28 protein-coding genes and 1 pseudogene are annotated in these 26,612 nt (G+C 67.7%); 17 read left to right on the top strand and 12 right to left on the bottom strand.

Annotated features, from left to right (window positions below; translation table 11 throughout):
- Positions 1 to 2: 2 nt before the first annotated feature.
- Positions 3 to 473 carry a hypothetical protein gene (locus tag A5694_RS09715; protein WP_064921628.1) on the bottom strand — a complete coding sequence of 157 codons (471 nt, stop codon included), beginning with the start codon at positions 471 to 473 and terminating at the stop codon, positions 3 to 5.
- Between the two features lie 29 nt (positions 474 to 502).
- Between A5694_RS09715 and A5694_RS09710 the strand changes: the two genes are divergently transcribed.
- The 7 genes from A5694_RS09710 to A5694_RS09680 all read left to right on the top strand — a co-directional run bounded on the left by A5694_RS09710 (position 503) and on the right by A5694_RS09680 (position 6,912).
- Positions 503 to 1,801 carry an NADH-ubiquinone oxidoreductase-F iron-sulfur binding region domain-containing protein gene (locus A5694_RS09710; protein ID WP_064921627.1) on the top strand — a complete coding sequence of 433 codons (1,299 nt, stop codon included), beginning with the start codon at positions 503 to 505 and terminating at the stop codon, positions 1,799 to 1,801.
- Positions 1,798 to 2,010 (top strand): ferredoxin, encoded by a 213-nt coding sequence (locus A5694_RS09705; RefSeq protein ID WP_064921626.1) that lies wholly within the window; start codon positions 1,798 to 1,800, stop codon positions 2,008 to 2,010. Before A5694_RS09710 ends, A5694_RS09705 begins: the two co-directional genes overlap by 4 nt.
- The gene (locus A5694_RS09700) at positions 2,007 to 3,671 is read left to right on the top strand and encodes a thiolase C-terminal domain-containing protein (RefSeq protein ID WP_064921625.1); all 1,665 of its coding nucleotides are present in this window, start codon (positions 2,007 to 2,009) and stop codon (positions 3,669 to 3,671) included. Before A5694_RS09705 ends, A5694_RS09700 begins: the two co-directional genes overlap by 4 nt.
- Positions 3,668 to 4,552 (top strand): alpha/beta fold hydrolase, encoded by an 885-nt coding sequence (locus A5694_RS09695; RefSeq protein ID WP_064921624.1) that lies wholly within the window; start codon positions 3,668 to 3,670, stop codon positions 4,550 to 4,552. Before A5694_RS09700 ends, A5694_RS09695 begins: the two co-directional genes overlap by 4 nt.
- Complete coding sequence (locus A5694_RS09690; RefSeq protein ID WP_064921623.1) at positions 4,552 to 5,370, top strand: NAD(P)-dependent oxidoreductase; 819 nt, start codon at positions 4,552 to 4,554, stop codon at positions 5,368 to 5,370. Before A5694_RS09695 ends, A5694_RS09690 begins: the two co-directional genes overlap by 1 nt.
- A gap of 118 nt (positions 5,371 to 5,488) precedes the next feature.
- Entirely contained in the window at positions 5,489 to 6,691 is a 1,203-nt protein-coding gene (locus A5694_RS09685) for a cytochrome P450 (RefSeq protein ID WP_064921622.1), read from the top strand.
- 11 nt (positions 6,692 to 6,702) lie between these two features.
- Positions 6,703 to 6,912: a ferredoxin gene (locus A5694_RS09680; protein WP_064921621.1), complete on the top strand. Its 210-nt coding sequence runs from the start codon at positions 6,703 to 6,705 to the stop codon at positions 6,910 to 6,912.
- 53 nt (positions 6,913 to 6,965) lie between these two features.
- Here A5694_RS09680 and A5694_RS09675 read toward each other — a convergent pair whose 3' ends face one another.
- From A5694_RS09675 to A5694_RS09660, 4 genes are all read right to left on the bottom strand, one after another.
- Positions 6,966 to 7,274, bottom strand: a complete 309-nt coding sequence (locus A5694_RS09675) for a DUF1330 domain-containing protein (protein ID WP_064921620.1) — start codon at positions 7,272 to 7,274, stop codon at positions 6,966 to 6,968.
- Entirely contained in the window at positions 7,274 to 7,483 is a 210-nt protein-coding gene (locus A5694_RS09670; protein WP_064921619.1) for a ferredoxin, read from the bottom strand. The genes A5694_RS09675 and A5694_RS09670 overlap by 1 nt, the downstream gene beginning before the upstream one ends.
- Complete coding sequence (locus A5694_RS09665; RefSeq protein ID WP_064921618.1) at positions 7,480 to 8,775, bottom strand: cytochrome P450; 1,296 nt, start codon at positions 8,773 to 8,775, stop codon at positions 7,480 to 7,482. Before A5694_RS09665 ends, A5694_RS09670 begins: the two co-directional genes overlap by 4 nt.
- A gap of 111 nt (positions 8,776 to 8,886) precedes the next feature.
- The gene (locus A5694_RS09660; RefSeq protein ID WP_064921641.1) at positions 8,887 to 10,167 is read right to left on the bottom strand and encodes an amidohydrolase family protein; all 1,281 of its coding nucleotides are present in this window, start codon (positions 10,165 to 10,167) and stop codon (positions 8,887 to 8,889) included.
- 256 nt (positions 10,168 to 10,423) lie between these two features.
- Here A5694_RS09660 and A5694_RS09655 point away from each other — a divergent pair, with 256 nt between their 5' ends.
- From A5694_RS09655 to A5694_RS09625, 7 genes are read left to right on the top strand one after another with little or no spacing between them, the layout of a single operon-like run.
- Positions 10,424 to 10,969, top strand: a complete 546-nt coding sequence (locus A5694_RS09655) for a carboxymuconolactone decarboxylase family protein (RefSeq protein ID WP_064921617.1) — start codon at positions 10,424 to 10,426, stop codon at positions 10,967 to 10,969.
- Between the two features lie 4 nt (positions 10,970 to 10,973).
- A complete protein-coding gene (locus A5694_RS09650; protein WP_064921616.1) occupies positions 10,974 to 12,260 on the top strand; it encodes an aromatic ring-hydroxylating oxygenase subunit alpha in 1,287 nt (428 codons plus the stop codon).
- Positions 12,244 to 12,567, top strand: coding sequence for a hypothetical protein (locus A5694_RS09645; protein WP_064921615.1), 324 nt, complete (start codon positions 12,244 to 12,246; stop codon positions 12,565 to 12,567). The genes A5694_RS09650 and A5694_RS09645 overlap by 17 nt, the downstream gene beginning before the upstream one ends.
- Positions 12,568 to 12,569: 2 nt before the next feature.
- Entirely contained in the window at positions 12,570 to 13,796 is a 1,227-nt protein-coding gene (locus tag A5694_RS09640; protein WP_064921614.1) for a metal-dependent hydrolase family protein, read from the top strand.
- On the top strand, positions 13,780 to 14,202 hold the full coding sequence (locus tag A5694_RS09635) for a nuclear transport factor 2 family protein (RefSeq protein ID WP_064921613.1): 423 nt from the start codon (positions 13,780 to 13,782) through the stop codon (positions 14,200 to 14,202). The genes A5694_RS09640 and A5694_RS09635 overlap by 17 nt, the downstream gene beginning before the upstream one ends.
- On the top strand, positions 14,199 to 15,287 hold the full coding sequence (locus A5694_RS09630; RefSeq protein WP_064921612.1) for an acyl-CoA dehydrogenase family protein: 1,089 nt from the start codon (positions 14,199 to 14,201) through the stop codon (positions 15,285 to 15,287). Before A5694_RS09635 ends, A5694_RS09630 begins: the two co-directional genes overlap by 4 nt.
- 2 nt (positions 15,288 to 15,289) lie before the next feature.
- The gene (locus A5694_RS09625; RefSeq protein WP_064921611.1) at positions 15,290 to 16,093 is read left to right on the top strand and encodes an acyl-CoA dehydrogenase family protein; all 804 of its coding nucleotides are present in this window, start codon (positions 15,290 to 15,292) and stop codon (positions 16,091 to 16,093) included.
- A 59-nt stretch (positions 16,094 to 16,152) separates the two neighbouring features.
- On the opposite strand, the gene A5694_RS09620 is transcribed toward A5694_RS09625, so the two are convergent.
- Positions 16,153 to 17,328: an acyl-CoA dehydrogenase family protein gene (locus tag A5694_RS09620; protein ID WP_064921640.1), complete on the bottom strand. Its 1,176-nt coding sequence runs from the start codon at positions 17,326 to 17,328 to the stop codon at positions 16,153 to 16,155.
- A 222-nt stretch (positions 17,329 to 17,550) separates the two neighbouring features.
- Between A5694_RS09620 and A5694_RS09615 the strand changes: the two genes are divergently transcribed.
- Entirely contained in the window at positions 17,551 to 18,204 is a 654-nt protein-coding gene (locus A5694_RS09615; RefSeq protein WP_207515961.1) for a TetR/AcrR family transcriptional regulator, read from the top strand.
- Positions 18,205 to 18,352: 148 nt separating this feature from the next.
- Positions 18,353 to 19,420: an NAD(P)H-dependent amine dehydrogenase family protein gene (locus A5694_RS09610; RefSeq protein WP_064921639.1), complete on the top strand. Its 1,068-nt coding sequence runs from the start codon at positions 18,353 to 18,355 to the stop codon at positions 19,418 to 19,420.
- Here the strand turns inward: A5694_RS09610 and meaB are convergent.
- The 5 genes and pseudogenes from meaB to A5694_RS09585 all read right to left on the bottom strand — a co-directional run.
- On the bottom strand, positions 19,417 to 20,304 hold the full coding sequence (meaB, locus tag A5694_RS09605) for a methylmalonyl Co-A mutase-associated GTPase MeaB (RefSeq protein WP_064921609.1): 888 nt from the start codon (positions 20,302 to 20,304) through the stop codon (positions 19,417 to 19,419). The two genes, A5694_RS09610 and meaB, sit on opposite strands and share 4 nt — an antisense overlap.
- A gap of 7 nt (positions 20,305 to 20,311) precedes the next feature.
- A complete protein-coding gene (locus A5694_RS09600; RefSeq protein ID WP_064921608.1) occupies positions 20,312 to 21,079 on the bottom strand; it encodes an enoyl-CoA hydratase/isomerase family protein in 768 nt (255 codons plus the stop codon).
- Position 21,080: 1 nt separating this feature from the next.
- On the bottom strand, positions 21,081 to 22,172 hold the full coding sequence (locus A5694_RS09595; protein ID WP_064921607.1) for an acyl-CoA dehydrogenase family protein: 1,092 nt from the start codon (positions 22,170 to 22,172) through the stop codon (positions 21,081 to 21,083).
- Positions 22,159 to 23,031, bottom strand: a complete 873-nt coding sequence (locus A5694_RS09590; protein ID WP_428844268.1) for an acyl-CoA dehydrogenase family protein — start codon at positions 23,029 to 23,031, stop codon at positions 22,159 to 22,161. The genes A5694_RS09595 and A5694_RS09590 overlap by 14 nt, the downstream gene beginning before the upstream one ends.
- Before the next feature lie 16 nt (positions 23,032 to 23,047).
- Positions 23,048 to 24,488: pseudogene (locus A5694_RS09585) on the bottom strand (class I adenylate-forming enzyme family protein); the annotation flags it as partial.
- Positions 24,489 to 24,559: 71 nt separating this feature from the next.
- Between A5694_RS09585 and A5694_RS09580 the strand changes: the two are divergent.
- Complete coding sequence (locus tag A5694_RS09580) at positions 24,560 to 25,567, top strand: ferredoxin--NADP reductase (protein WP_064921638.1); 1,008 nt, start codon at positions 24,560 to 24,562, stop codon at positions 25,565 to 25,567.
- A gap of 11 nt (positions 25,568 to 25,578) precedes the next feature.
- Here A5694_RS09580 and A5694_RS09575 read toward each other — a convergent pair.
- A partial coding sequence (locus tag A5694_RS09575) for an aldehyde dehydrogenase family protein (RefSeq protein WP_064921604.1) occupies positions 25,579 to 26,612 on the bottom strand: 1,034 nt, incomplete at its 5' end.

Here is a 26,612-nt window from a genome sequence, read left to right as displayed (position 1 = left end):
GGTCAGCGGGTGTGGATATGAACCTCGCAGTTCAGCGACGCCTCCAGCGCGGTGTGGATGCGGCTCTCTCCAACCCGCGCCACGTCTGGTTCGTCCAGCGTCACATGGACGACGTCGAGACCATGGCCTCCGGTCGTGCGGCCGATCTCGCCGGTCAATCCCAGCCCGGCCAGCACCCCGCGCGCGTCATCGTCGGTGCCTCTGCTCAGGTAGGTCACCACCCCCGGCACCGGCGTCGTGTCGAATGCCTTGGCGCACAATTGTGTTCCGGTATCGACCATTTCCGTGTCGGCTCCGGTGATCAGCAGCCGGACCTGTCGCCGACCCACCGGCATGGCCGCAACGTCGGTCGCCACCAGCTCGATGCCAGCCTGACCGGCCAGGTCACGCAGCACCGCCAGTCCAGCCGTCAACTGCTCGGGTGTCAGCCGCCCGGTCGGGTCCACATCGACGCGTACCACCGCCGTTCTCACGTCCGCGAGCCTAACCAAACGAGGTGGCAATGACGACAACTGCCGCGACACCGCAGATCACCGTCGCCGCCTGGCCCGGCTGCGCGCCGCGCCTGCTCACCGGCGCCGCCGAGGACGGTGCGAGCTATCTCGCCGCCGGCGGCTATGGTGCGCTCCCTGACGCCGAGGAGTTCCTCGCCGAGGTGGAACGCAGCGGGCTACTCGGGCGCGGTGGCGCGGCGTTCCCACTGGCGGTCAAGATGGCCTCGGTACGCGCCGCCGCCGTCCGCCGTGGCCAGGGCCCGGTCGTGGTCGCCAACGGCGAGGAGGGCGAACCGGCCTCGATAAAGGACCGCTGGCTGCTGCGCAACCGCCCGCACCTGGTGCTTGATGGACTGCGGCTGGCGGCCGCGGCCGTGGGCGCCACCCGCGGCTACGTCTACGTCTCGGATCCCGCAGCGGCCCGCAGCGTCGAGAATGCGCTCGCCGAGGTCGGCCCGGAAGTCTTTGGCGGACTGGCGCTCAGCGTGTTCGCCGTCGACGCCGGGTACGTCGCCGGTGAGGAGACCGCGGCGGTACGGGCGCTAAACGGCGGCCCGGCCAAACCGACCGACAAGCCACCCCGCCCCTACCAGCAGGGCGTCGACGAGCGCCCGACCCTGGTCTCCAATGTCGAGACGCTGGCCAATCTCCCGTATCTGCAGCGGCACGGCGCGGCAGCGTTCCGCTCGGCCGGGACCGCATTGTCACCAGGAACTTTCCTGGCGACGGTGACCGGCGGCGCCCGCCCACCCGTGCTCTACGAGCTGCCGCACGGAGTCGCGGTCGCCGAACTGCTGCAGTTGCACGGAATTCCCCTCGATCAAGTGCGCGGGCTGCTGATGGGCGGCTACTTCGCCGGCCTGCTGAACCGCGAGGGGCTGGACGCCACCCTGGATCACGAGACACTGCGCGCCGGCGGCAGCGGACTGGGCTGCGGGGCGATCGCGGTGCTCACCGACGACTGCCCCGTCGCAGCCGCGGCCTCGGTGCTGGCCTATTTCGGCCGGGAGAACGCCGGGCAGTGTGGGTCGTGTTTCAACGGCACCGCGGCGATGGCGGCGGTGGCCGAGGCACTGCGAGACGGGGTCGCGACGGCCGAGGAGGTCGAGCGGCTACAGCGCTGGGCCGGGGTGCTGCCCGGACGCGGCGCCTGCGGCACGCTGGACGGCGCCACCAATGTGGCGGCGAGCCTGTTGATCCGGTTCCCCGACCTGGTAGCCGACCATCTGGCCGGCGCCTGCGCGACCTGCCGCGCGGGTGCTTTCCGGGCCGAACGTCCCTATGCGGTCGAGGAGGTCACGGCATGAAGATCCGGCTGGATCGCACCATGTGCGACGGGTTCGGCTTCTGCGCCAAACACGCGGCGAAGTACTTCTCCCTCGACGATTGGGGCTATGCGTCGCTGACCGGTGACGGCTCGGTGGACGCGGGAGACGAGCGTGACGTCATGCGTGCGCTGCTGGACTGCCCGGTGCACGCCATCATCGAGATCACCGAGGAGGACGACGACCTATGAGCGCACCGGGACGTCCCCTGCCGGCGATCAGCCTGGAGAACGAGTTCTTCTGGACCGCGGGCGCCGACGGCGTGCTACGGGTCCAGGAGTGCCGGGACTGCGCGGCGCTGATCCATCCGCCGGCTCCGGTGTGCCGGTACTGCCGCGGCCAGAACATGGGTGTGCGCGACGTATCCGGGCGGGCCACCCTGGCCGGGTTCACCATCAACCACCGGTTCAGCCTGCCCGGGCTGCCGGCACCCTACGTGGTCGCGCAAGTCGCGATCGACGAGGACCCCCGGGTTCGACTGACCACCAACATCATCGACTGCGATCCGGACCGGCTCGAACTCGGCCAGCAGGTGGAGGTCGTCTTCGACAACATCGAGGATGTGTGGCTGCCGCTGTTCCGGCCGGCGGCCCAGAGCGCGCACGACTCCGCAACCAAGCCACTACCATCCGACGAGATCGCCCCCGAGGACTTCGCGCAGCACGTGCGCCCGATGGTCAGCGCCGGCAAGTTCGAGGACAAGTCGGCGATCACCGGGATCGGCGCCTCCCGGCTGGGCCGCCGGCTCATGGTCGCGCCGCTGGCGCTGACAGTGGAGGCCTGCCGAGCGGCCGTCACCGACGCCGGGCTGACCTTCGATGACATCGACGGGCTCTCCACCTATCCGAGCCTGGATGTCGCGGGCATGGGCGAAGGCGGCGTCACCGCCCTGGAGGGCGCTTTGGGATTGCGCCCGACCTGGATCAACGGGGGCATGGACACCTTCGGCCCCGGCGGCTCCGTCATCGCCGCGATGATGGCCGTGGCCACCGGCCTGGCACGCCACGTGTTGTGTTTCCGAACTGTCTGGGAATCAACATTCAACGAGTTGCTGAAAGCGGGCAAAGCCTCACCCCCGGGCGGAAGGCGCACGAACAGCTGGCAGATTCCGTTCGGCGCCACCTCGGCGGCGCATACCTTGGCGCTCAACGCCCAACGGCACTTCCACCGCTACGGCACCACCCGCGAGACGCTGGGCTGGATCGCCTTGAACCAGCGGGCCAATGCCGCGCTCAACCCGACCGCGATCTACCGCGAGCCGATGACCATGGACGACTACCTGTCCGCGCGCCCGATCACCACGCCGTTCGGGCTCTACGACTGCGACGTCCCCTGTGACGGCGCGGTGGCGGTGATCGTCTCCGCGGTGGATGCTGCCCGTGATCTGGCCAAGCCGCCGGTGCGCGTGGAGGCGGTCGGCACCCAGATCATCGAGCGGACCGACTGGGACCAGAGCACGTTGACCCACGAGCCGCAGGTGCTGGGTCAGGCCGCGCATTTGTGGTCGCGCACCACCCTGCGTCCGGCCGATGTCGACGTCGCAGAACTCTACGACGGGTTCAGCTTCAACTGCCTGTCCTGGATTGAGGCGCTGGGCTTTTGCGGTATCGGCGAGGCCAAGAGCTTTCTGGACGGCGGCGCCAACATCGCCCGCGACGGCGTGCTTCCGCTGAACACCCACGGCGGTCAGCTCTCGCACGGCCGCACCCACGGGATGGGGCTGATCCACGAAGCCGTCACCCAGTTGCGCGGTGACGCCGGCGAACGCCAGGTGCCCGGCGCCCGGGTCGCGGTGGCCAGCAGCGGCGGGCTGACACCCAGCGGGGTGTTGTTGCTGCGGACCGACACATGAGCCCAGACGTTCGCCCACGGACGGTCAACGCCGACGGCGTACCGATGTCGGCGCTGCTGGCCGAAGTCCCCGAGCCGCGCGCCGTGGTGGTCGCCTTGCACGGCGGCGGCACTACGTCTGCGTATTTCGACTGCCCGGGCCAACCTCAACTGTCCCTGCTGAGAACCGGTGCCGCGCTGGGCTACACGGTGATCGCCCTGGACCGGCCGGGCTACGGCAGTTCGGCGCTGTATCCGGAGGCGATGGATGCTCCGGAGCAGCGTGTCCGGCTCGCCTACCGGGCGCTCGACCGGATTCTCGGCGACCGGGCTCGCGGCGCCGGGCTGTTCGTCCTGGGCCATTCCAACGGTTGCGAACTGGCGCTGCGGATGGCCGTCGACGAACGCGGCGCCGAATTGCTCGGTCTGGAACTGGCCGGCACCGGGCTGCATTACCAGGCCGCAGCGCGCGACGCCTTGAGCACCGCCGGGCCCGGGCAGCGGCCGGTCGGCCTGCGCGAACTGCTCTGGGAGCCGGCCTCGTTGTATCCCGACGAGGTGCTGCGCGGAGTCCTTCAGGCTTCCCCGGGGGCACAATACGAGGCCGCCATGGTGGCCGGTTGGCCGCGCACCGACTTCCCGGCGCTGGCCGCTCGGGTCGGGGTTCCGGTGCGCTTCACCTTCGCCGAACACGAGAGGATCTGGCAATCCGACTCGGCGGCACAGCGCGAGATCCGCGAAATCTTTACCGCCACTCCAAGCTTCACCAGCAACGAGGAGCCGGGATCCGGACACAATCTCAGTGTCGGTTTCGGCGCGCAGCGCTATCACCGGTCGGTGCTGTCATTCGTGGAGGATTGCGCCGCGAGCGTCGGCGCCGCACAGGATTCGGAGGTCAGTTGATGCGGGTCGGTTTCATCGGATTGGGCAGCCAGGGCGCGCCGATGGCGCGACGCATCGTCGAGGGCGGGTACGCCACCACACTGTGGGCCCGCCGGCCCGAGACGCTCGAACCGTTCGCCGATACCGCGGCCGGCGTCGCCGGCAGCCCGGCGGAGCTGGGCCGGGCCAGCGACCTGGTCTGTCTGTGCGTGGTCGGTGATGCCGACGTCGACGAAGTGGTTCGCGGCGAGAACGGCGTGCTGGCCGGAATGCAGCCCGGCGGCATCATCGCGATCCACAGCACGGTGCACCCCGACACCTGCCGCCGGTTGGCCGAACACTGCGCAGAGCAGGGCGTTTCGGTGATCGACGCGCCGGTCAGCGGTGGAGGCCCGGCCGCCGAGGCCGGAACGCTGCTGGTGATGGTCGGCGGTGAGGAGGGCGCGGTGGAAAAGTGCCGGCCGGTGTTCGACACCTACGCCGACCCCGTCGTGCACCTCGGCGGGATCGGATCGGGGCAAGTAACCAAGTTGCTCAACAACCTGTTGTTCACGGCCAATCTGGGCACCGCCGCGACCGCCCTGGCGCTGGGCGAGCAACTCGGGGTGTCGGCGGGGCGACTCGCCGAGGTGGTGTGCCGCGGAAGTTCGAACAGCTTTGCGCTCAACAGCATCCGCGGGTCCGGAGGCACGCTGGATCGTCTCGCCGGGATGGCCGGGGCGCTGTTGCGCAAGGATGTGCGGCTGGTAGCCGACTTGGCGCAGCAGGCCGCGGCGACCCCCGGTGCGGTTCTCGACGCCGCCGATGCCGCACTTGCGTTGATGGATCACCCGCGATAACGGGGAGACTTTGGCGAATCCCCTTCCGGTATCAACCCGTATGCCTTACAGTTGGGCCTACGGTCTGACGGCCGGTCACGGCGTTTTCCAGCCGCTTCGTGCCGCTGAGGAGGATTCAATGACCAAGCCGAAGCTCGTCTTCGACCCGTTCTCCGAAGAGTATTTCAACGACCCGTTCGACATCTATCGCCGTATGCGCGTCGAAGCTCCGCTTTACTACGACGAAAAGGAGGACTTCTACGCGCTGAGCCGCCACGAGGATGTGGCGGCGGCGCTCAAGGACTTCGAGACCTACTCGTCGGCCCGGGGGTGTGACCTGGCGATGGTGCGGGGCGGCGAACCGCCGCAGAAATCCATTATCTTCATGGACCCGCCCGAACACCGACACCTGCGCAGCCTGCTCAACAAGGCGTTCACCCCCCGGGCGATCCAAGCGCAACGTGCGACCATCGTCGAGCAGGTCGAGCGTTTCCTGGGCGCCGCTGACCCGGAACGTTTCGACGTGGTGCAAGACTTCTCCGGGCCCTTCCCGGTGGAAGTGATCACCCGGATGGTCGGCGTTCCCGACGAGTACCGCCAGCAAGTGCGGCACTGGATTGACACCTCTTTGCACCGCGAGCCGGGGCAGATCGAGACCAGTGCCGAGGGCATGCAGGCCAACATGGAGACCGCGGTGTACTACTACGGTCTGGTTCAGGAGCGGCGCGCCGATCCGCAGGACGACATGCTCAGCAGGCTGATCGCCGCCGAGATCCCCGGCGAGGACGGCCAGCTGCGGCGGCTGGATGACATCGAGATCACCGCGTTCGCAACGCTACTGGGCGGTGCCGGCGCCGAGACCGTCACCAAGCTGATCGGCACCGCGGCGGTGACCTTCGCCCGTCACCCGGAGCAGTGGCGCAAGCTCCTCACCGACCGCAGCAAGGTTCCGGCCGCCGTGGAGGAACTGCTGCGCTATGAGGGTCCGGTGCAGTACAACGTGCGCTACACCCTCAAAGAGGCACACGTCAGCGGCGGCATGATTCCGGCGGGCAAGCCGGTGTTCTTGCTCAATGCCGCGGCGAACCGGGACCCGGAGGCGTTCACCGACGCCGACACCTTCGATATCGACCGGGATCAGACTGAGGCGCAGCACCTCGGCCTGGGGTACGGGATCCACAGCTGCCTCGGCGCGGCGCTGGCCCGGATGGAGAGCGCGATCGCGCTGGAGAAGCTGCTGGACTTCATGCCCCGCTACGAAGTGGATTGGGACGGGCTGCAGCGGGTGCACATGCAAAACGTCTCCGGCTGGCTTAATGTGCCGGTGCGTGTGGTCCGGTAGGGATGCCACGAATGACCACGCGAAAGGTCGTAGTCGATTACGGGCTGTGCGAGGCCAATGCGATCTGCATGGGCATCAACGCCGAGGTTTTCCATGTCGATGACGAGGACAACTTGTACATCCTCAAGCCCGACATCACCCCGGAGACCGAACGCGATGTGCACGAAGCGATCCGGAGATGCCCCCGGCAGGCGCTGTCGATCATCGAGGAGGGTGACTAGGCGACCGCAAGCGCGCGGCGGGGCCGGGCGAAGCGGGTCGCCGCCTGGGCGATCTAGCGCGCCGGGAACCCGGACAGGATGACCGCGTTGCAGTCGGCGGCGGCCTGGCGCAGCTTCGCCGCCTGCTGATAGCCCTCGGAGTGATACCAGGCCCGGGCGGCATCCACCGACTCGAACTCCAGGACCACGGTTTGGTTTCCGTGCCAGTCGCCTTCGAGCACCTCAGGCTGGGTCTCGACGGCCAGGATAGTCGCGCCACCCGAAGCCATCGTCGGCTGAGCGGCTTTACCGTAGGCGATCATGCCCGCCGGGTCGTTGATGGCCTCGGTCAAAATGACATATCCCTTGGGCCCGTTGGTCATCAGTTCTCCTCTTGCGAATCGGTGACATCGTCGATGGCGTGTTCAGGGCACTGCTTGATGGCATCGCGCACGGCGCCCTGAAACTGCGGCGGCACCTCGTCGACGATGGCCTCGGAATACCCGTCGTCGTTGATGGCGAACACCTCGGGGCAGATCGTGGTGCAGATACCGTGCCCGGCACAGCGATCCGGGTCGACCCACGCCTTCATCGCGCCGCCTCCCCGTTCGGGGTGAATTCCAGATTCAGATCGATCAGACCACGCAGGATGTAGGTCGGAATGTAGCTGAACCGGCGGGCATCGGCGGGACCGTGCAGTTCGTCGGAGATCCTGATCTCGGCGGTGCGGTCCAGCAGGCGCTCGATCGCGATCCGCGTTTCGGCCCGCGCCAGCGGCGAGCCGGGGCAGCTGTGGATGCCCCGCCCGAAGGTGATGTGCTGGCGTGCGTTGGTGCGGGCAGGATCGAAGGTGTCGGGGTCGGTGAAGCGGCGCGGATCCCGATTCGCGGCAGCGCTGATCACCATCAGCGTGGTGCCGGCCGGGATCTCGACGCCACCGACTTCGGTGTCGACCCGGGAGAGCCGGAAGTCGCCCTTGACCGGGCTCTCGAAACGCAGCACCTCCTCGATGAAGTTCGGGATCAGGCTGCGGTCATCACGGAGGCGCTGCTGAATGTCGGGCTGCTCGCCGATGATCTTCAGTGCGGAGCCGAGCAGGCGCACGGTGGTCTCCTGCCCCGCCGAATAGACGTTGGCCGCCACCCGGGCCACGTCCATCGGGTCCGGGACGGAGCCGTCGGGGAAGGTCGCCTCGGCCATGCCGGTGAGTACGTCCTCGCGCGGTGTGCTGCGGCGCTCGGCGACGTAGTCGGCGAAGGTGGCGTAGAGGAACTCCAGCGGACTGTGCGCCAGCGCCTTGGCATCGGTGCTGCCGACCCCGCCGCCGACGTTGTGGTGCATGTTCTTGACGAACTCGTCGCGGTCTTCCGCCGGGACGCCCAGCAGGTCGGCGATGACCAGCAGGGTGAACGGCGCCGCGAAGCCGCTGATGAACTCGCCGGTGCCGGGCGCGAGGAAGCCGTCGAGCACCGCATCGGCGAGCTCCCACATGGCGTCCTCGTTCTCCTTGAGGCGCTTGGGGGTGAGCAAGCGCATCAGCAACGCCCGGTGGTTGGTGTGCGTCGGCGGGTCCAGGGTCGGCAGTTGGTCGCTGAACGGCAATTCATCGCGGTGCTTGTCGATCAGACCGGACACGGTCTGACCGCCTAGGTCACCATCGAGCGGCACCGGGAATCCGGGGAACGGGCCGGTCACCGCGATGCATGAGGAGAACACCTCGGCATTGCCGGCCACCGCGCACGCCTCGTCCCAGCCGGTCACCATCATCACGCCGTGGTGCGGCTCCCGGGTGACCGGCGAGCGTTCCCGCAGTGCACGCAGATACGGGTAGGGGTCGGCAACCACCGCGGAGTCCTGAAAGAAGTCAATCGTGTCTGGATCCATCACGAGCCGGCTCCACTCCCTCCAAGGAACACTCTCATAAGCGAGAATCCCATTCTCATAGGTGGTCAACAGACTTTCATATGGGCGGAGGCCCGTCAACGGCGGGCCAGATCAGCTGTTGGACCGCGCGGCGTCCATCAACGCGTTGGCCTGGCGATCACCGTGCTTGTGCTGGCTCAGCGCGCGAATCTGAACGTCGTGCCCCTCGGCGGCTTTGCGCAGCGCGCCCACGGTGGCCTGCTCGCGGGCGATGTGGGCAAAGGGGTCGAAGGAGTACCAGCGCATGGCGTTCTCGTGCGTCATCTTGTTGATCTCGGCGTCGGTGACATCATTGGCGCACAAGACGTTCCACAGCTCTTCGGGCGCGCCCGGCCACATCGAGTCGCTGTGCGGATAGTCCGCCTCCCAGGCGATGTTGTCGATGCCGATCTCGTGACGCAGCTTGACACCGACCGGGTCGGAGATGAAGCAGGTCAAAAAGTGCTCCCGGAAGACCTCGGACGGCAGCTTGTCGCCGAAGTTCTGACCGGTCCAGGTCGAGTGCATCTCGTAGGTGCGGTCCACCCGCTCCAGGAAGTAGGGGATCCACCCGGTCCCGCCCTCGGACAAGGCGATTTTGAGATCCGGGTATTCCTTGACCGGCCGGGACCACAGCAGGTCGGCCGCCGCCTGCACAATGTTCATCGGCTGCAAGGTGATCATCACGTCCATCGGTGCGTCGGGTGCGGTGATCGCCAGCTTCCCCGACGACCCGATGTGCACGTTGAGCACGGTGTTGGTGTCACATAGCGCCCGCCACAACGGGTTCCAGTACTCATCGTGGAAGCTCGGGTATCCCATCGCGGCCGGGTTCTCGCTGAAGGTCAGCGCGTGTACGCCCTTCTTGGACACCCGCCGCACCTCCGCGGCGCACTTCTCGGCGTCCCAGATCACCGGCAGCGCCATCGGGATGAAGCGTGCGGGATAGGCCCCGCACCATTCGTCGATGTGCCAGTCGTTGTAGGCCTGCACCAGCGCCACCGAGAAGTCCGGGTCATCGGTGGCGAACAGCCGGCCGGCGAAGCCGGGGAACGATGGGAAGCAGATCGAGCCCAGGATGCCGCCGGCGTTCATGTCCTTGACCCGCTCGTCGACGTTGTAGCAGCCCGGCCGGATCTCGTCGAGGCCCTGAGGCTCCAGGCCGTATTCCTCCTTGGGGCGCCCCGCGACCGCGTTGAGTGCGACATTGGGGATCACCACATCACGGAACTGCCAGGTATCGGAGCCGTCGGGATTGTGCACCAGGCGCGGCGCGTCATCGAGGTACTTGCGCGGCAGGTGGTTGGCGAACATGTCCGGCGGTTCGACGGTGTGGTCATCGACGCTGATCAGAATCATGTCGTCCTTGTTCACGGCCATCCTCCGATCCGGGTCCGGCGCGACGGCCGGCCTTATGACGTCTTGAATGAAAACTAGCTTCCCCTTTTCAGAGAATCAACCTTCTGCCGATCCGGTGGTTGCGGGCGCGGCCGCCCGGCCCGGCGCGACCGACGGGCGGCTCGCCCCGCCGCGCTACCTGCGCTGACGCCCCCGTATTGACCAAACGCGAGAAACATGGAAATCTGTTGGTCAAATATGAGAATGTGATTCTCGCTAGCGAGGAGGAACCATGCGCCTGACCCCGCTGTCGGAGTCCCAGTGGGACGATGAGGCGGTCCAGCGTGCTCTCGCCCAGGTGCTGACCGCCGACCGGCGCAACTCCCGCGGCGCCGGCTCGGCGATGACCATGCTGGTTCATCACCCGAAGCTGGCCCGGGCATTCCTCAAATTCAATGTCGAGCTGCTGTACCGCGGGACGCTCCCGGGCAATCTTCGCGAGCTCGCCATCCTGCGGGCGGCCCACCGGCGCGGCTGCGAATACGAGTGGGTGCACCACATCACCATCGGCAAGGAAGCCGGCCTCACCGACGCCGACATCGAAGACCTGCAGCACGGCGCGGGACGCGACGAGCTGTACCAGGCCGTGGTGACCGCCGCCGACGAACTCGACGAGACCTCCCGGCTCTCCCCCGCCACCGAGGCGGTCCTCACCAAACACCTGGACGAGAAACAACTGATGGAACTCGTCTTCACGGTCGGCTGCTACAGCATGCTGGCCATGGCCTTCAACACCTTTGGCGTTGAACTCGACGAAGAACCCGAATCAGAGAGGTAACACCGTGCCCCATTTCCCGAAGCCGGCTGCAGGCAGCTGGACACAGGCCTATCCCGAACTCGGCACCGAACCGGTCGATTACAGCGACTCGTTCGATCCGGCGCACTTCGCCGACGAGCAGGAGGCGATCTTCAAACGCACCTGGCTACACGTCGGCCGTGTCGAGCGGCTGCCCAAAACCGGCAGCTACTTCACCCGGGAACTGCCCTCGGTATGCAAGGGCACCTCGATCATCGTCGTCAAGGGCAAAGACGGCGTGGTGCGCGCGTTCCACAACATCTGCCGGCACCGCGGAAACAAGCTGGTGTGGAACGACTTTCCCAATGAGGAGACCGAAGGCACCTGCCGCCAGTTCACCTGCAAATACCACGCCTGGCGCTACAGCCTGGACGGCGACCTCACCTTCATCCAGCAGGAAGGCGAGTTCTTCGACGTCGACAAGAGCCAGTACGGCCTGGTGCCGGTGCGCTGCGAGGTGTGGGAGGGCTTCATCTTCGTCAACTTCGACGACAACGCCGGCCCGCTCAACGAGTACCTGGGTTCACTGGCCAAGGGCATCGAGGGCTACCCGTTCGGCGAGATGACCGAGGTCTACTCCTACAAGGCCGAGATCGGCAGCAACTGGAAGCTGTTCCTCGACGCGTTCGTGGAGTTCTACCACGCGCCGATCCTGCACCAGGGCCAGTACACCAAGGAAGAAGCCGCCAAGATCCAGAAATTCGGCTACGAAGCGCTGCACTACGAGCTGGCCGGACCGCACAGCCTGCAATCGACGTGGGGTGGTCAGTCGCCACCGGCTGACCTCAACATGGTCAAGCCGTTGGACCGGGCGCTGCGCAGCGGACTGTTCGGCCCCTGGGACAAGCCGGATCTCATTGCCGACCTCGAACTGCCACCGTCGGTGAATATCAAACGAGTGCCGCAGTGGGGCATCGACTCCTTCGTGTTCTTCCCCAACTTCATGATTCTGATCTGGGAGCCGGGCTGGTACCTGACCTACCAGTACTGGCCGACCGCTGCCGACAAGCACACCTTCGAAGCGAGCCTGTACTTCGTGCCGCCGCGCAATGCCCGGGAACGTTTGGCCCAGGAACTGGCCGCGGTGACGTTCAAGGAATACGCGCTGCAGGACGCCAACACCCTGGAAGCAACCCAGACCATGATCGGCACGAAGGTCGTGGACGACTTCTTGTTGTGCGACCAGGAGATCCTGATTCGACACCTGCACAAGACCGCCCGTGACTACGTATCCGAGTACAAGAAGGAGCACGCCAATGGCGCTACCGTCTGACTTCGCTGACCTGCAGCCCTACGCCGATTGGGATCTCGCCACCGAGCCGGAGCGCTACGCCAAACGGCTGGCCTCCACCATGGGCGAGATGCAGGAGTTCTATGACGCCGCGTTCGGCCGACTGGAGGACGCGATCACCTACCTGGACAAGTTCGACCTCCATGATCTGCCCGATGAAGCCCGTTCGCTGATGCACATCATGCAGTCTTTGGTGATGGTGTCCTTCCCGATCGAGGCCTGGAAGCAGCCGCGGGTGCCCGACAGCGGTGCCGCGTGGGTGCAGTTGATCAAGGAACCGGTCGTCTAAAGGTGCTGACGCTCAAGGCAGCCGGGCTGCTCGACGTCGACTCCGGAGAGATCATCCGGCCCGGTGTTATCCGGGTCGAGGGGGACAAAATCGTCGGCATCGGCGGATCTCCGGCGTCCGGTGCGGACGACGAGGTGCTGGATCTGGGTGACCTGATCCTGCTGCCCGGGCTGATGGACATGGAGGTCAACCTGCTGATGGGCGGCCGGGGCGAGAACCCCGGCCTATCCCAGGTGCAGGACGATCCGCCGACGCGGGTACTGCGCGCGGTGGGCAATGCGCGGCGCACGCTGCGGGCCGGCTTCACCACGGTGCGCAACCTCGGGCTGTTCGTCAAAACCGGCGGGTATCTGCTCGACGTGGCGCTGGGCAAGGCGATCGACGCCGGCTGGATCGAGGGGCCGCGGGTGGTGCCGGCCGGTCATGCGATCACCCCGACCGGCGGCCACCTGGACCCGACGATGTTCGCGGCGTTCATGCCCGGCGTGTTGGAGCTGACCGTCGAGGAGGGCATCGCCAACGGTGTCGACGAGATCCGCAAGGCAGTCCGCTACCAGATCAAGCACGGCGCACAGCTGATCAAGGTGTGCTGCTCGGGCGGCGTGATGTCGTTGACCGGAGAGGCTGGCGCCCAACATTATTCGGATGAAGAGCTGCGCGTCATCGTCGACGAGGCACACCGGCGCGGGCTGCGGGTCGCCGCGCACACCCACGGCGCCGAGGCCGTCAAGCACGCGGTTGCCTGCGGCATCGACTGCATCGAGCACGGGTTCCTGATGGACGATGAGGCGATAGCGATGCTCGTCGAACACGACCGCTTCCTGGTCACCACCCGACGCCTGGCCGAGGCGATGGACGTGTCCAAGGCCCCGCCCGAACTGCAGGCCAAGGCTGCCGAGATGTTCCCCAAGGCGCGCACCTCGGTCAAGGCCGCCTATGAGGCGGGGGTGAAGATCGCCGTCGGCACCGACGCGCCCGCCATCCCGCACGGCCGCAACGCCGACGAACTGGTCACCTTGGTGGACTGGGGCCTGCCGCCGGCGGCAGTGCTGCGGGCCGCGACGGTGACCGCGGCTGAGCTGATCAACGTCGCCGACCGGGGCCGGCTGGCCGAGGGCCTACTCGCAGACATCATCGGGGTGCCGGGAGACCCGTTGTCCGACATCACCGTTACCCGCAACGTGAAGTTCGTCATGAAAGGCGGTCAGGTCTATGTCAACAAGAACTGACGAGCTCGTCGAGATCCAGCAGCTGCTCGCCCGCTACGCGGTGACGATCACCCAGGGCGACATCGACGGACTCGTGGCGGTGTTCACCCCGGACGGCACCTACAGTGCATTCGGCGAGACCTATTCGCTGGACCGGTTTCCGGTGCTGGTGGACGCCGCCCCCAAGGGCCTGTTCATGACCGGAACCCCGGTGATCGAGCTCGACGGCGACACCGCGACCGGTACCCAACCACTGTGCTTCATCGACCATGCCAGCCATGACATGCGGATCGGCTACTACAACGACACCTATGTGCGCACCGCGGACGGGTGGCGGCTGAAGACCCGGGCGATGACGTTCATCCGCCGCAGCGGCGCACACGACTCCGGCCGCCCACACGCGATCGGTCGGCCCTCATCGAAATGAATGTCTCTGAATTCCACGCAGATCTGCGCGCCTGGCTCGACGAGAACGACCTGACCCCTGGGCCGGATCACTCCCTGGAGGGCCACGTCCAGCAATTCGGCCGGGTCTGCGCCGCGCTGTACGAGGCCGACTGGATGCGGTACGGCTGGCCGGTCGCGGCCGGGGGGCTGGGCGGTCCGGCGATGCTGCGCGCGGTCGTCGGCGAAGAGGTCGTCGGTCGCGGGCTGGCCGAGCCCGGGCCCTACTCGATGCTGGAAGTCCTGGCGCCGACCATGATCGACTACGCGCCACCGGAGCTGGCCGCGGAGATGGTGCCTCGGCTGCTGTCCGGCCGCGAGCAATGGTGCCAGGGCTTCTCCGAGCCGGGCTCCGGCAGCGATCTGGCGTCGCTGTCCACCCGCGCCACCCCGGACGGCGACAACTGGATCATCAACGGCCAGAAGGTCTGGACCAGCTTCGCCCAGTATTCGACGCGCTGCGTGCTGCTGACCCGCACCGCTCCCGGGCATGACGGCATCACCGCGTTCTTCGTCGACATGGACGCCCCCGGCATCACCGTGCGTCCGCTACGGACGATGCACGGCGTGGACGAGTTCTGCGAGGTCTACTTCGACGAGGTGGTGGTTCCCGCCGAGCGGATGCTCGGCCGGCCCGGCGACGGCTGGCGACTTGCCATGGATCTGCTGCCGTTCGAGCGCTCCACCTGCTTCTGGCAGCGAATCGCCTATCTGTATTCGCGATTGGATCGGCTCATCGCCGAGACGACCGCGGTCGATGATGCTGCGCTGGGCGAAGCCTATCTCGCGTTGCACACGTTGCGCTGCCGCTCGCGCGCCACCCAGCACCGGCTGGCCGGCGGCACGCGGCTGGGCCCGGACACCTCGATCGACAAGGTGCTGCTGGCCACTGCCGAACAGAAGCTCTTCGATACCGCGCGTGACCTGTTGCCGGGAACCATCGAGCTCGACGAGTCGTCCTGGCGCACCGAGTTCTTGTACTCGCGCGCGGCGACCATCTACGGCGGCACCTCGGAGATCCAGCGCAACATCATCGCCCGCCGCCTGCTCGACCTCGGGAAGGAATGACGATGACCACCGCGATGGATGCTGCGTCGATCGCGCTGCTGGAAGAGACCCTGCGCAAGACCATGGCGACCGCTTCCGGCGCCGAGCTGGATGGCGCCCTGGCCGAACTCGGCTGGGCGGAAATGCTTTCCGAGGATCCGGACCTGGCGATCCCGCTGGTGTTCCGGCTGCTCGGCGAGACGGGGTCGCACGCCTCGGTGCTCAACGACGTGATCTTGGAGACCATCGGCGGCCTGCCCGGCGGCACTCCCCCGATGCCCTATACCGGCGGCAGCTGGGTGATCTGGGAACGAAGCGAACGCGACGGCAATCCCGTTCTTGGCGGGCTTCCGCTGCGCGAAGTACCCGGCGGCGAACTGATGCGCGTGGGTGAGGCGCGCCGCGCATTGGCGTGGTGGCTGGTCGGCTCGGCGCGGGCCATGCTGGCACTGGCCCGCCAGCACGCCCTGGACCGGGTGCAGTTCGGTAAACCGATCGCCGCCTTCCAGGCCGTTCGGCACCGGCTCGCCGAAACGCTGGTTGCCATCGAGGGCGCCGAGGCCACCCTCACCGCGCCCGCTGTCGGCAGCCCGGACCTGAGCTCCATGCTGGCCAAAGCCGCCGCGGGGAAGGCCGCGTTGACCGCGGCCAAGCACTGCCAGCAGGTGCTCGGCGGCGTCGGCTTCACCGCAGAACACGATCTGCACCGCCACATCGAGCGCGTACTGGTTCTGGACGGATTGCTCGGCACCGCCCGAGAATTGACCCGCCGGGTGGGTGGGGGTCTGCGGGCCCGCCGGTCGGCACCGCGACTGGTGCAGCTGTAGCAATTTCGGCACGGTTACCACCGCTACGCGGGCATAACCGCGCCGAAATCGCCTGGGGGCTAACCGCGCGGCAGCCCCAGCACTCGTTGGGCGATGATGTTGCGCTGGATCTCCGAGGTGCCACCGGCGATGGTGCCGGAGAAGCTGCGCAGGTAGCGATCGAACCAGCTCGACGTCGCGTAGTCCTCGTTCATCGGCGTGTAGGCCCCCGAGTTGGCCGGGTGCTTCAGGCCACCGCTGCCGGCCGCGTCGAGCGCGTGCTCGGCGGCGGTCTGCACCGCCTCGGAGCCCAGCAGCTTGAGCACCGACAGCGCGGGGACGTCCTGCTCGCCACGCGCCGCCTGAGCCAAGGCCACCGAACCGAGCAGCCGCAGCGCCTGGTTGTCCATCACCAAGGTGGCGAAGCGGTCACGGTTCAGCGCCCCGACCGGCCGGAAGTCATGGATCAGGTCGCGCAATCGGTCGGCGAAGCTCATCCACAGCAGGGTGCGTTCGTGGCCGAGTGAGCCGTTGGCCACCCCCCAGCCGCCGTTGAGCGGACCCACCAGGTTCTCGACGGGCACCTTCACATCGGTGAAGAAGACCTCGTTGAAATCGACATCGTCGTGGCCACACGCCGAGGCGAACGGCCGCCGGACCACACCCGGGGTATCGGTCGGTATCAGCAGCACGCTGATGCCCTTGTGCTTCGGGGCATCCGGGTCGGTGCGCACGAAGGTCAACAGCACGTCGGCATCGTGGGCCCCCGACGTCCAGACCTTCTGGCCGTTGACCACGAAGTGATCGCCGGTGAGCACCGCGCGGGTCTGCAATCCGGCCAGGTCCGAACCGGCGCCGGGCTCGCTCATCCCCAGCGAGGCGGTGATCTCCGCGCGCAGGATCGGGACCGCCCACCGCAGCTTCTGCTCTTCGGTGCCGAACGACAGCAGCGACGCCGCGATGATGCCGACCCCCTGCGGGTTGAAGCTGGGGTAGATCCGCCGGCGAGACAGCTCCTCGGAGTGCACATACTGCTGCAGAATGGTGGCGTTGCGGCCGCCGAATTCCGGCGGATTCCCGGGCAGCAGCCAGCCGTTGTCGAACAGCAGTCGCTGCCAGCGCCGCGCCCAGTCCGGGACGTGCGAGCAGGAGCGGGACCGCTCGAGCGCCTCGGCCTCGGTGGGCAGATGCTCGTCCAGGAATGCCGAAAACTCGGCGCGGAAGCTCTCGACGTCGGAATCAAAGGCCAGTTGCACCGACACTCCTCGGTTCGGGCGTCCCGGGGTCTCCGGCTGGCGGACCGGCCCGGATATTGCCAGTCCACTTCCATAGACGCACATATGAGAATATCATTCTCGAATGGAGAAGTTACGATCTCTGAATCGTCATCCCCTTGCCGGTGTCGCGCGCCGCCGGCGGGTTACCGTCCAGTACAGTTGCGCTGTGCCCCGCCTAGCGCACACCAGCCCGGAGTGCCGGTGACCAGCCCGAGCGAAGAACCCGCGTGGAAGCAGCGTGCGGTCGAACGCTCCATCAAGACCGCGAAAATCCGCGCGGCCCAACGTGTTCAGCGCTTTCTGGATGCCGCGCAGTCGATCATCATCGAAAAAGGCAGCACCGACTTCACCGTCCAGGAAGTCGTGGACCGCTCGCGGCAGTCGCTACGCAGCTTCTACCTGCAGTTCGACGGCAAACACGAGCTGCTGCTGGCGCTCTTCGAGGACGCCCTGAGCCGCGCGGCTGAACAGATTCGCGCCGCGACAGCGAATTACGCCGATCCGCTGGAACGCCTCAAGGTCGCCGTCGAGTTGCTGTTCGAATCGTCCCGCCCCGACCCGGCCGCCAAACGGCCGCTGTTCACCGATTTCGCCCCGACCCTGCTGTTGACCCACCCCGCCGAGGTCAAGGTCGCCCACACGCCGTTGTTGGCGCTGCTCACCGAGCTGACTGAACAGGCGGCGGCCGCCGGACAGCTGCGCGCCGGGCCCAACCCCCGGCGGGCGGCCGCGATGATCATGCAGACGGTCATGTTCAACGCTCAATCCAGTCCGGCTTCAACCGATCCGGCGGCCAACCCGCTCACCGCCGACGAGGTCTGGGACTTCTGCGCACGCGGCTTCGCCCGCAGCTGACCGGCCGCAGGGCGGGTGACCGCCGATTCGCACGCTCGCCTCGAACCCTGGACTTCCCCTGTCGAAACGCATAACCTCATTCAGCGAACGCAATTATCGGAATCAGAGAAGCTGATTATCCATGTCGGTGCAGACAGAGGTGATGCGCATGCCGACCACCCCCTACCGGATCGTGCAATGGACGACCGGCAACGTCGGGAAGAGCTCCGTCCGGGCGATCGCCGCCAATCCGGATTACGAACTCGTCGGACTCTTCGCGTGGTCGGACGACAAGGTCGGTCGTGACGTCGGCGAGCTGGTCGGCATCGACCCGCTCGGCGTCACCGCCACCAACGACACCGCGGCGCTGCTGGCGCTCAAACCGGACTGCATCGTCTACAACCCGATGTGGATCAACGTCGATGAGCTGGTGGGGATCCTGTCGGCGGGCGTGAACGTGGTGACCTCGGCATCGTTCATCACCGGGCACAATCTCGGCGAGGATCGCGCCCGGCTCGACGAGGCCTGCCGCAAGGGCGGCGCCACCCTGTTCGGTTCCGGGGTCAGTCCGGGCTTCGCCGAGCTGCTGGCCATCGTGGCGGCGACGGCGTGCGACCGGATCGACAAGATCACCATCACCGAAACGGCCGATACCACGCTGTATGACTCACCCGACACCGAACGCCCGGTCGGCTTCGGCACGGCGATCGACGACCCGGATCTGGCGCCGATGGCCGCCAAGGGCACCGCGGTGTTCGCCGAGGCGGTGCAGCTGGTCGCCGACGCGATCGGCGTCGAGCTCGACGAGATCACCTGTGTGTCCGAATACGCCCAGACCACCGAAGACCTGGCCATGGCGTCGTGGACCATCCCGGCGGGGCACGTGGCCGGGGTGTTCGCCAGCTGGCGGGGAATCGCGGGCGGCGAGCCCGTGATCGACATCAACGTGCGGTGGCGCAAAGGCCAGACGCTGCAGCCGGATTGGCAGCTCGACGGCGACGGGTGGAAGATCACCATCGACGGCCGCCCGACGGTGAACATGCAGGTCGGGTTCACCCCGCCGCCGGACATGATCGCCTCGGCGAAGTCTCTCGACGACTTCTTCGAGCTCGGCCACATCATGACCGCGATGCCGCCGATCAACGCCATCCCGGCCGTGGTGGCCGCCGAACCCGGCATCGCTACCTACAATGATCTGCCGCTGAACCTGCCCCGCTGGCCGGCTCGGAAACGCTAGCGCTGTCCCGTGTCACCCGGCGACAGCAGCCGCTCGGCCGCCGAGTACGGGTCATCGCTCCCGTCGACCACCAGCTCGGCGAGTCTGTTGAGCGCCGGGTGGGTCCGCAGCCGCGTCTGGGCCAGCGACAGGATCTGGGACCGCGCCCGTGCCAATCGGCGCTCCCGACTGTCGGTGCGGTGGTGCGCCTCGATGGTGTCCACCAGCTCACCAAGACCCACACCCTGCGCGGCGATCAGCGTGAGAATCGGTGCGCCGGTGTGCTTCAACTCGACCCGAAGCTCGCGAACGGTTTGCTGGGCACCCTCGCGGTCGGCTTTGTTGACCACCACCACGTCGGCCACTTCCAGCAACCCGGCCTTGGCGGCCTGAACCGCATCGCCGGCACCGGGGTTGAGCACGACGACCGTCGGGTCGGCGATCGCGGCGATCTCGATCTCGGATTGCCCCACGCCGACCGTCTCCAGCAACAGCACGTCGTAGCCGAGCCCGGCCAACAGCTGGATGGCCGCGGGCACCGCTTCGGCCAGCCCGCCCAGGTGGCCGCGGGAGGCCACCGAACGGATCAGCACCGCCGGATCGTTGATGTGCGCCGCCATTCGGATGCGGTCGCCGAGCAGGGCCCCGCCACTGAACGGCGAGGACGGGTCGACGGCGAGTACCGCCACCCGCATACCGCGCGCCCGATACGCCCCGACCAGTGCCGCGATCGTGGTGGACTTGCCCGCGCCGGGCGGGCCGGTCACCCCGATGACCCGGGTGGTGGCTGGGCCGACGGCGGACAGCACCTCGACCCGCCGGCCGCTTTCGACCAGGCTGAGCAGTCGCCCGGTGGCGCGGATCGAGCCGTCCCGGGCCGCCGCGAGCAACTCGGCGATCGTCATCGGCCCATCAGTTCTTGTTCGCGGTGAGCCGATCGATGATGTGGGCGAAGTCCTCGGTTCGAAACGACTGGTCTTCGGCCATGTTCGCGAAATCCAGGGTGGCCAGCACCGAGCGCTCCAGGTGGATGTTGAGCAGCCGCTTGGTGCTCTCGACGGCCTGGCGGGGCAGCTCGGCGATGCGCTTGGCACATGAGATCGCTTCGGCCAGCGGGTCTTCCACGACGTGGTTGGCCAAGCCGAGCTCCACCGCCCGCGCGGCCGGGATGCGCGCCCCGGTCAGCGCGTACTCCTTGGCCTGCAGCAGGCTCATCTGTAGCGGCCAGGTCAGCGGGCCGCCGTCGGCGGCGACCAGGCCCACCTGCACGTGCGGATCGGCCAGATAGGCGGATTCGGCCATGTAGACGATGTCGCTGAGCGCCACCAGGCTGCAACCCAGCCCGACCGCGGGCCCGTTGACGGCGGCGATGACCGGTTTGCGGCAGCGCGCCATGCCCAGCACGATTTCCCGGCCGTGCAGAATCGTCTTGGCGCGCAGCGTCTCATCACGGCGCAGCTCGTCGAGGTAGGCGAAGTCGCCCCCGGCGGAGAATGCTCGCCCGCTTCCGGTCAACACCGCCGCGCGGGCGTCGTGGTCTTCGTCCAGCTGCGGCCAGAGTCTCGCCAGACCGGTGTGCAGCGCGTCGTTGACGGCATTGAGCGCCTCGGGGCGATTGAGCGTGATGATCCGCAGCGGACCGTCGGCGCGCACGTCGATCTCAGCAGGTATGTCGTACATTTCAAGCTCCCAATCCCAGGATTCGGCCGGCAATGATGTTCTTCTGGATCTGCGAGGTCCCGCCCATCACGCTCTGCGCGCGACTGTAAAGGTAAGCGCTGAGCAGATCGGGATCGTCGACACCGCCGACGGCCAGTGCGGCGTGGCCCACCGATTGCTCCACCCATGTCATCAGCAACTTGTCCAGCGAGCCTTCCGGGCCGTGCGACAGCCCGTCGAGCTGTTCGGAGAGCCGACGGCGCACATGCAACCGTAGCATCTCGGTTTCCACTGCCGCCCAGGCCAATTCCTCCGGAACGTCGCCCGCTACGCGCTTCGCCATCTGGCGGACCAGCTTGCCGTAGCGCGCCGAATAGCCCAGGGTCGAAGGCTCACGCTCATGGCCGACGACGGTCATCGCCAGCGCCCAACCCTCCCCCGGCGCACCGACCATCTGGCTCGCCGGAACCGTCGCGCCGTCGAACAGCACCTGACCGAATTCGGTGGTGACACCGTTGATCATCTGCAATGGCCGCTGCTCGACACCGGGCTGGTGCATGGAGATGATGAACGCCGAGATGCCCCGGTGCCGGGGGGCGTCCTTGTCGGTGCGAGCCAGCAGCAGACACCAGTCGGCGACATCGGAGTAACTGGTCCAGATCTTGTGCCCTGCAATGACGTAGTTGTCGCCGTCACGGGTCGCGGTGGTGGTCAGCGACGCCAAATCCGACCCGGCCCCGGGCTCGGAGAAGCCCTGGCACCAACGCTGCGTGCCGTCGATCATCCCCGGCAGAAATCGTTGCTGCAGTTCTTTACTGGCGTGCCGGCCCAGGCCCACGACCAGATAGCCCAGGCTCGGCCGCGGCGGAGCCCCGGCGGCAGCCAACTCTTCGTCGACGATCACGTCATAGACCGGCGGCAGCTCCTGGCCGCCGTACGCGCGCGGCCAGGACACGCCGAAGAAGCCGGCACCGTAGAGGGCTTGATGCCATTCGCCTTGGCGCGCCCAGTACTCGTCGTCTCCGGCCGCGGGGAAGGTCCCGGCCCGCTCGGTCAGCCAGGCCCGAAGCCGGCTGCGGAAGTCGGCTTCGGCGGGCGAGTCACGAAAGTCCATCAGCGATCTCCCTAATCGTCACGGGCCACAGGCCGGTCGAGGTCAGTGCGCGCCGCAGGTACACGTGCGCAAGACATTCCCAGGTGTTGCCGATACCGCCGTGAACCTGGATCGCGGTCTCGCAGACGGTCCGAGCGGTGCGGGCGCAATAGATCTTGGCGATGCGCGCTGCGCGCACCGCGTCGGCCGGGGCTGCTTCGTCGACCGCCCACGCGGCGTGCCGCAGCACGCTCACCGAGCCCTCGATCAGGGCCAGTCCCTCGGCGAGCAGGTGGGCGATGGCCTGATAGCTGCCGATGGGTTTGCCGTACTGCTCCCGGAGCTTGGCGTAGTCACACGCCAGCGCGTGCGCACCGCGCGCGGTGCCGACCAGATCGGCACAGGTTGTCACCAGCGCCAGCGCCTGCCAGGCCGCGACATCCTCGGCGCCGAGTTCGCCGGCCTGCTGCAGCGCACCGGCCAGCTCGGCTCCGGGCCGGGTCAGGTCGGCGCCGGTGCGCGCCGCGCCGACCGGGGCGGTCAGCACCGCGTGCTCGTGCACCGTCGCGGCGTGCGCCGCGCCGCGGGCGTCGATGGCGACCTGCTGGAACGCCACCGTGGCCGGACCCGCGCCCAGTGCCACATGCCGGCCCAGATCGTCGGCGAGCACCGGGCCGAGGAACGGCACGTCGACCAGGCCGCGTCCGAACTCCTCGGCGACGATCGCCACCTCCACCCCGGATGCCCCGTCAGAGCGCAGCGAGCGCCAACCGGTCTGGGCGACAGCCTTTTCCAGCCGCGTCACGCGGCCGGCATCGTCGAGTTCGGCGACCGAGCCCGGCCCCAGGTCGTCGGCGAGCTTGGCCGCGGCATCCCGCAGTTGTCGCTGCTCAGCATTCAGCCGGACATCCATAGGCGCTCCTTCAGTAGTCGACGCAACAGCTTTCCGGACGGCAACCGGGGGATCTCGGGCACGACCACCACCCGGCTGAGGCGTTTGTAGGACGCGAGGCGGTCGTCCACCAGCGCGGTCAGCTCGGCGTCGCTGACCGGCGCGCGCAGTGCGACCGCCGCGACGATGGCCTCCCCGTCGCCCCGGTCAGGCATCCCGAACACGCCGCAGTCGGCGACGGCTGGATGCTCGTGCAGCACCGCCTCGATTTCTGCGGGGGCGACCTGAAAGCCGCGGACCTTGATCATCTCCTTGCAGCGGTCGGTGATCCGCAGCCGACCGGCGGCGTCGAGGTAGCCGATATCCCCGGTGTGAAACCAGCCGCCGCGCAACACTTCCGAGCTCGCCTCGGCGGGAAGGTAACCGGCCATCAGTGAATCGGACCGGGCCAGGATCTCACCCGGGGCGCCTGGGGGCAGCGGCTCGCCGGTATCGACATCCACCACCTGAACCTCGACTCCGGGCACCGGCCGCCCGACGGTGGACAACACCGCCTCGTCCGAGCCGGCGCCGTCGGGCGGACTGCAGGCGATCACCGGCAGTTCGCTGGTGCCGTAGGCCGGTACCCAGCCGACCCCGGTGCGCCGGGTGACCTGCTCGGCGACGGCGACGGTGACGGGGGTGGCGCCCCACATGATGAAACGCAGCGACGACAAGTCGAACGACTCCAGGTCCGGATGCCCGGCGATGGCCAGCGCGATCGGCGCCACCGCCATCTCGACGGTGATCCGGTCGTCGCCGATCGTTCGCAGCATCACGTCGACGTCGAACCGGCGGTGCAGACGCACCCGCGCTCCGACGCTCAGCGCGGTCAGGATGTTGAGCAGGCCGAGGATGTGCGACGGCGGGGTCATGACCTGGATCCGATCAGCGGCGGTCAGCCCCAACGCGTCCCGCCAGTGCCGCACCCCCGCGGCCAGCGACGCGTGCGTGTGCCGCACCGCTTTGGGCAAACCGGTGGTGCCGGAGCTGAACACCAACAGGGCGTCGGCGTCGGCGGGCGGCGGATCGCCGCCCCAGGTTCCGTCGGGTAGCGCGGCCGTAGTTTCGTCGAGGTGCCGCATCGGCATCAGCTCGGCCAGCACCGGATGGTCACCCAGGGCGTAGCGGGGCTCGACCAGCGCCAGCGCGTGCGCCACCTCGGCGCGCTTCCAGGCGGGGCTGATCAGGGCGGCGACCGCACGCAGTCGCCAGATGGCGTGCACGGCGACGACGAACTCCGGCCGGTTCGACGCCATCAGCGCCACCCGGTCACCGGCGGCCACGCCGTCGGCGGCAAGGGCAGCGGCCAGCGCGCCGGCAGCTGCGTCGATGTCCGGCAGCGACAACTGCCGGTCCTCGAACGCAACCACCGCGGTGGATGACGCAGGCGACCCAGACGACATTTGAGAAGATCCTATCGGTTTGAGAGAATAGTATTCTCTGTAACGAAGAACGCAAACCGGAAGGGGTGGTCATGGCGGTCACTCATGTTTTCCAGCGGGCGACCGTGACCCGCATCGTCAAGGAGACCGCCGAGGCGTACACGTTCGTCCTGGCGCCGCACGGGGGGGCGTTTCCCTACCGGGCCGGTCAGTACTCGACGTTTCAGGTGAAGGTCGGCGGCGAGGAGCTGTACCGGTCTTACTCGATGTCGAGCGCGCCGGAGACCGACTCCGAGCTGATGACCACCGTCAAACGTGTTCCCGGCGGGAAAGTGTCGAACTGGTTGCTGGACAACGTCGCCGAAGGCGACGAGTTGACGATGACCCGCGCCGCGGGGACCTTCTGCCTGGATTCCTCGGACGCTCCGCTGCTGGGGTTCTCCGGCGGCAGCGGGATCACCCCGATCCTGTCGCTGGCCAAGAGCGCGCTGGCGGCCACTGACCGCCCGGTACGGCTGCTCTGCGCCGACCGGGATGCCGCGTCGGCGATCTTCGACGAGGCGCTGAACCGGCTCGCAGACCGATATCCGGGCCGGCTGTCGGTGCAGCGGCATCGCGACGACACCGACGGCCTGCTGGATGCCGCCGCCGTCACCGCGTTCGTCGGCGACGACACCGGCGCCGACTGCTATCTGTGCGGCCCGGAAGGATTCATGGCGGTGGTGCGGCAGGCCTGGCCGGGCCCGGGCCGGCTGTTCGTCGAGGACTTCGACATGGCCGTCCCAGCGGCACCGGCGACACCTGCCATCGACACCGCCACCGAGGTGAGCGGCACGGTAACGATCCACCTCGGGCGCAAGCAGGCGTCGGTGCCGCGGGTCGCCGGCGAGACCCTGCTGCAAAGCGCCCGGCGGGCCGGGCTGGCCCCGCCGTTCTCGTGCGAGGCCGGCAACTGCGGAACCTGCATCGCCCACATCAGCGAGGGCAGCGCGACAATGATCGCCAACACGGCTCTCGACGATGACGAGGTCGCCGACGGCTACATCCTGACCTGTCAGGGTGTTCCCGAAGGCGGCTCGATCACCGTGCACTACGAGTAGGTTTCACCGCCTCAGCCCGCCGCCGCGCCCAGCGTGCTCTTGGTCTCCAGGTACTCCTGGAACCCGGCGTCGCTCCATTCCCGGCCGTTGCCGCTGCGCTTGTAACCGCCGAACGGCGCGTTCATGTCGAAAGCGTGGTTGATGGTCACCCAGCCGGCCCGGATCCGCCGGGCCACCGCACGCGCCGCCTCCACGTCGGCGGCCGAGACGTAGCCCGCCAGGCCGTAATCGGTGTCATTGGCGATCTCCACCGCCTCGGCCACGTCGTCGTAGCCCAGGATGCACAGCACCGGCCCGAAGATCTCCTCGCGCGCGATCGTCATCTGGTTGTTCACGTGCGCGAAGACCGTCGGTTTGACGTAGTAACCGGTGTCCAGCCCGGCCGGACGTCCGGGTCCGCCGGCGGCGACCGTCGCGCCTTCGGCAATACCCTTCTCGATCAGCCCCTGCACCTTCTCGAACTGCATTTTCGACGCCACCGGCCCGATGGCGCGCGCATCCTCCGGATCGCCCACCTTGACCTGTCCGGCCACCGCGTTCGCGATCGCGATCGCCTCCTCCATCCGCGAGTTCGGCACCAGCATGCGCGACGGCGCATTGCAGCTCTGCCCGGAGTTGACCATCATGTTCGCCACGCCGGCGGTGACGCTGTCGACGAACGCGTCGTCATCGAGCACGATGTTGGGGCTCTTACCGCCGAGCTCCTGAGTCACCCGCTTCACCGTGGGTGCGGCGTGCTCGGCCACCGAGACGCCCGCGCGGGTCGACCCGGTAAACGACACCATGTCGATGTCGGGGTGCTGCGCCAGTGCCACCCCCACCCCGGGGCCGTCGCCGTTGACCATGTTGTACACACCGGCCGGAACGCCTGCGGCGGCCATGATCTCGGTGAAGATGTAGGCAGAGAACGGCGCCACCTCCGAGGGCTTCAGCACCATGGTGCAGCCGGTCGCCAATGCCGGATAGACCTTCACCGCGATCTGGTTCAACGGCCAGTTCCACGGTGTGATCAGGCCGCACACTCCGATCGGTTCCCTGGTCACCA

The sequence above is a fragment of the Mycolicibacter sinensis genome, from assembly GCF_001667945.1.
In the GTDB taxonomy this organism is placed as follows: Bacteria; Actinomycetota; Actinomycetes; order Mycobacteriales; family Mycobacteriaceae; genus Mycobacterium; species Mycobacterium sinense_B.
Note: the sequence above shows the minus strand (reverse complement) of the source record. Positions and strands in the feature narration are given on the sequence as shown.

Excerpts from the sequence above, each read along its gene's own strand:
- A5694_RS09655 (WP_064921617.1), top strand. The coding sequence starts at position 10,424 with ATGCGCCTGACCCCGCTGTCGGAGTCCCAGTGGGACGATGAGGCGGTC.
- A5694_RS09580 (WP_064921638.1), top strand. The coding sequence starts at position 24,560 with ATGGCGGTCACTCATGTTTTCCAGCGGGCGACCGTGACCCGCATCGTC.
- A5694_RS09690 (WP_064921623.1), top strand. The coding sequence starts at position 4,552 with ATGCGGGTCGGTTTCATCGGATTGGGCAGCCAGGGCGCGCCGATGGCG.
- A5694_RS09705 (WP_064921626.1), top strand. The coding sequence starts at position 1,798 with ATGAAGATCCGGCTGGATCGCACCATGTGCGACGGGTTCGGCTTCTGC.
- A5694_RS09625 (WP_064921611.1), top strand. The coding sequence starts at position 15,290 with ATGACCACCGCGATGGATGCTGCGTCGATCGCGCTGCTGGAAGAGACC.
- A5694_RS09680 (WP_064921621.1), top strand. The coding sequence starts at position 6,703 with ATGACCACGCGAAAGGTCGTAGTCGATTACGGGCTGTGCGAGGCCAAT.
- A5694_RS09645 (WP_064921615.1), top strand. The coding sequence starts at position 12,244 with ATGGCGCTACCGTCTGACTTCGCTGACCTGCAGCCCTACGCCGATTGG.
- A5694_RS09635 (WP_064921613.1), top strand. The coding sequence starts at position 13,780 with ATGTCAACAAGAACTGACGAGCTCGTCGAGATCCAGCAGCTGCTCGCC.
- A5694_RS09610 (WP_064921639.1), top strand. The coding sequence starts at position 18,353 with ATGCCGACCACCCCCTACCGGATCGTGCAATGGACGACCGGCAACGTC.
- A5694_RS09595 (WP_064921607.1), bottom strand. The coding sequence starts at position 22,172 with ATGGACTTTCGTGACTCGCCCGCCGAAGCCGACTTCCGCAGCCGGCTT.
- A5694_RS09685 (WP_064921622.1), top strand. The coding sequence starts at position 5,489 with ATGACCAAGCCGAAGCTCGTCTTCGACCCGTTCTCCGAAGAGTATTTC.
- A5694_RS09710 (WP_064921627.1), top strand. The coding sequence starts at position 503 with ATGACGACAACTGCCGCGACACCGCAGATCACCGTCGCCGCCTGGCCC.
- A5694_RS09670 (WP_064921619.1), bottom strand. The coding sequence starts at position 7,483 with ATGAAGGCGTGGGTCGACCCGGATCGCTGTGCCGGGCACGGTATCTGC.
- A5694_RS09675 (WP_064921620.1), bottom strand. The coding sequence starts at position 7,274 with ATGACCAACGGGCCCAAGGGATATGTCATTTTGACCGAGGCCATCAAC.
- A5694_RS09700 (WP_064921625.1), top strand. The coding sequence starts at position 2,007 with ATGAGCGCACCGGGACGTCCCCTGCCGGCGATCAGCCTGGAGAACGAG.
- A5694_RS09630 (WP_064921612.1), top strand. The coding sequence starts at position 14,199 with ATGAATGTCTCTGAATTCCACGCAGATCTGCGCGCCTGGCTCGACGAG.
- A5694_RS09665 (WP_064921618.1), bottom strand. The coding sequence starts at position 8,775 with ATGGATCCAGACACGATTGACTTCTTTCAGGACTCCGCGGTGGTTGCC.
- A5694_RS09600 (WP_064921608.1), bottom strand. The coding sequence starts at position 21,079 with ATGTACGACATACCTGCTGAGATCGACGTGCGCGCCGACGGTCCGCTG.
- meaB (WP_064921609.1), bottom strand. The coding sequence starts at position 20,304 with ATGACGATCGCCGAGTTGCTCGCGGCGGCCCGGGACGGCTCGATCCGC.
- A5694_RS09695 (WP_064921624.1), top strand. The coding sequence starts at position 3,668 with ATGAGCCCAGACGTTCGCCCACGGACGGTCAACGCCGACGGCGTACCG.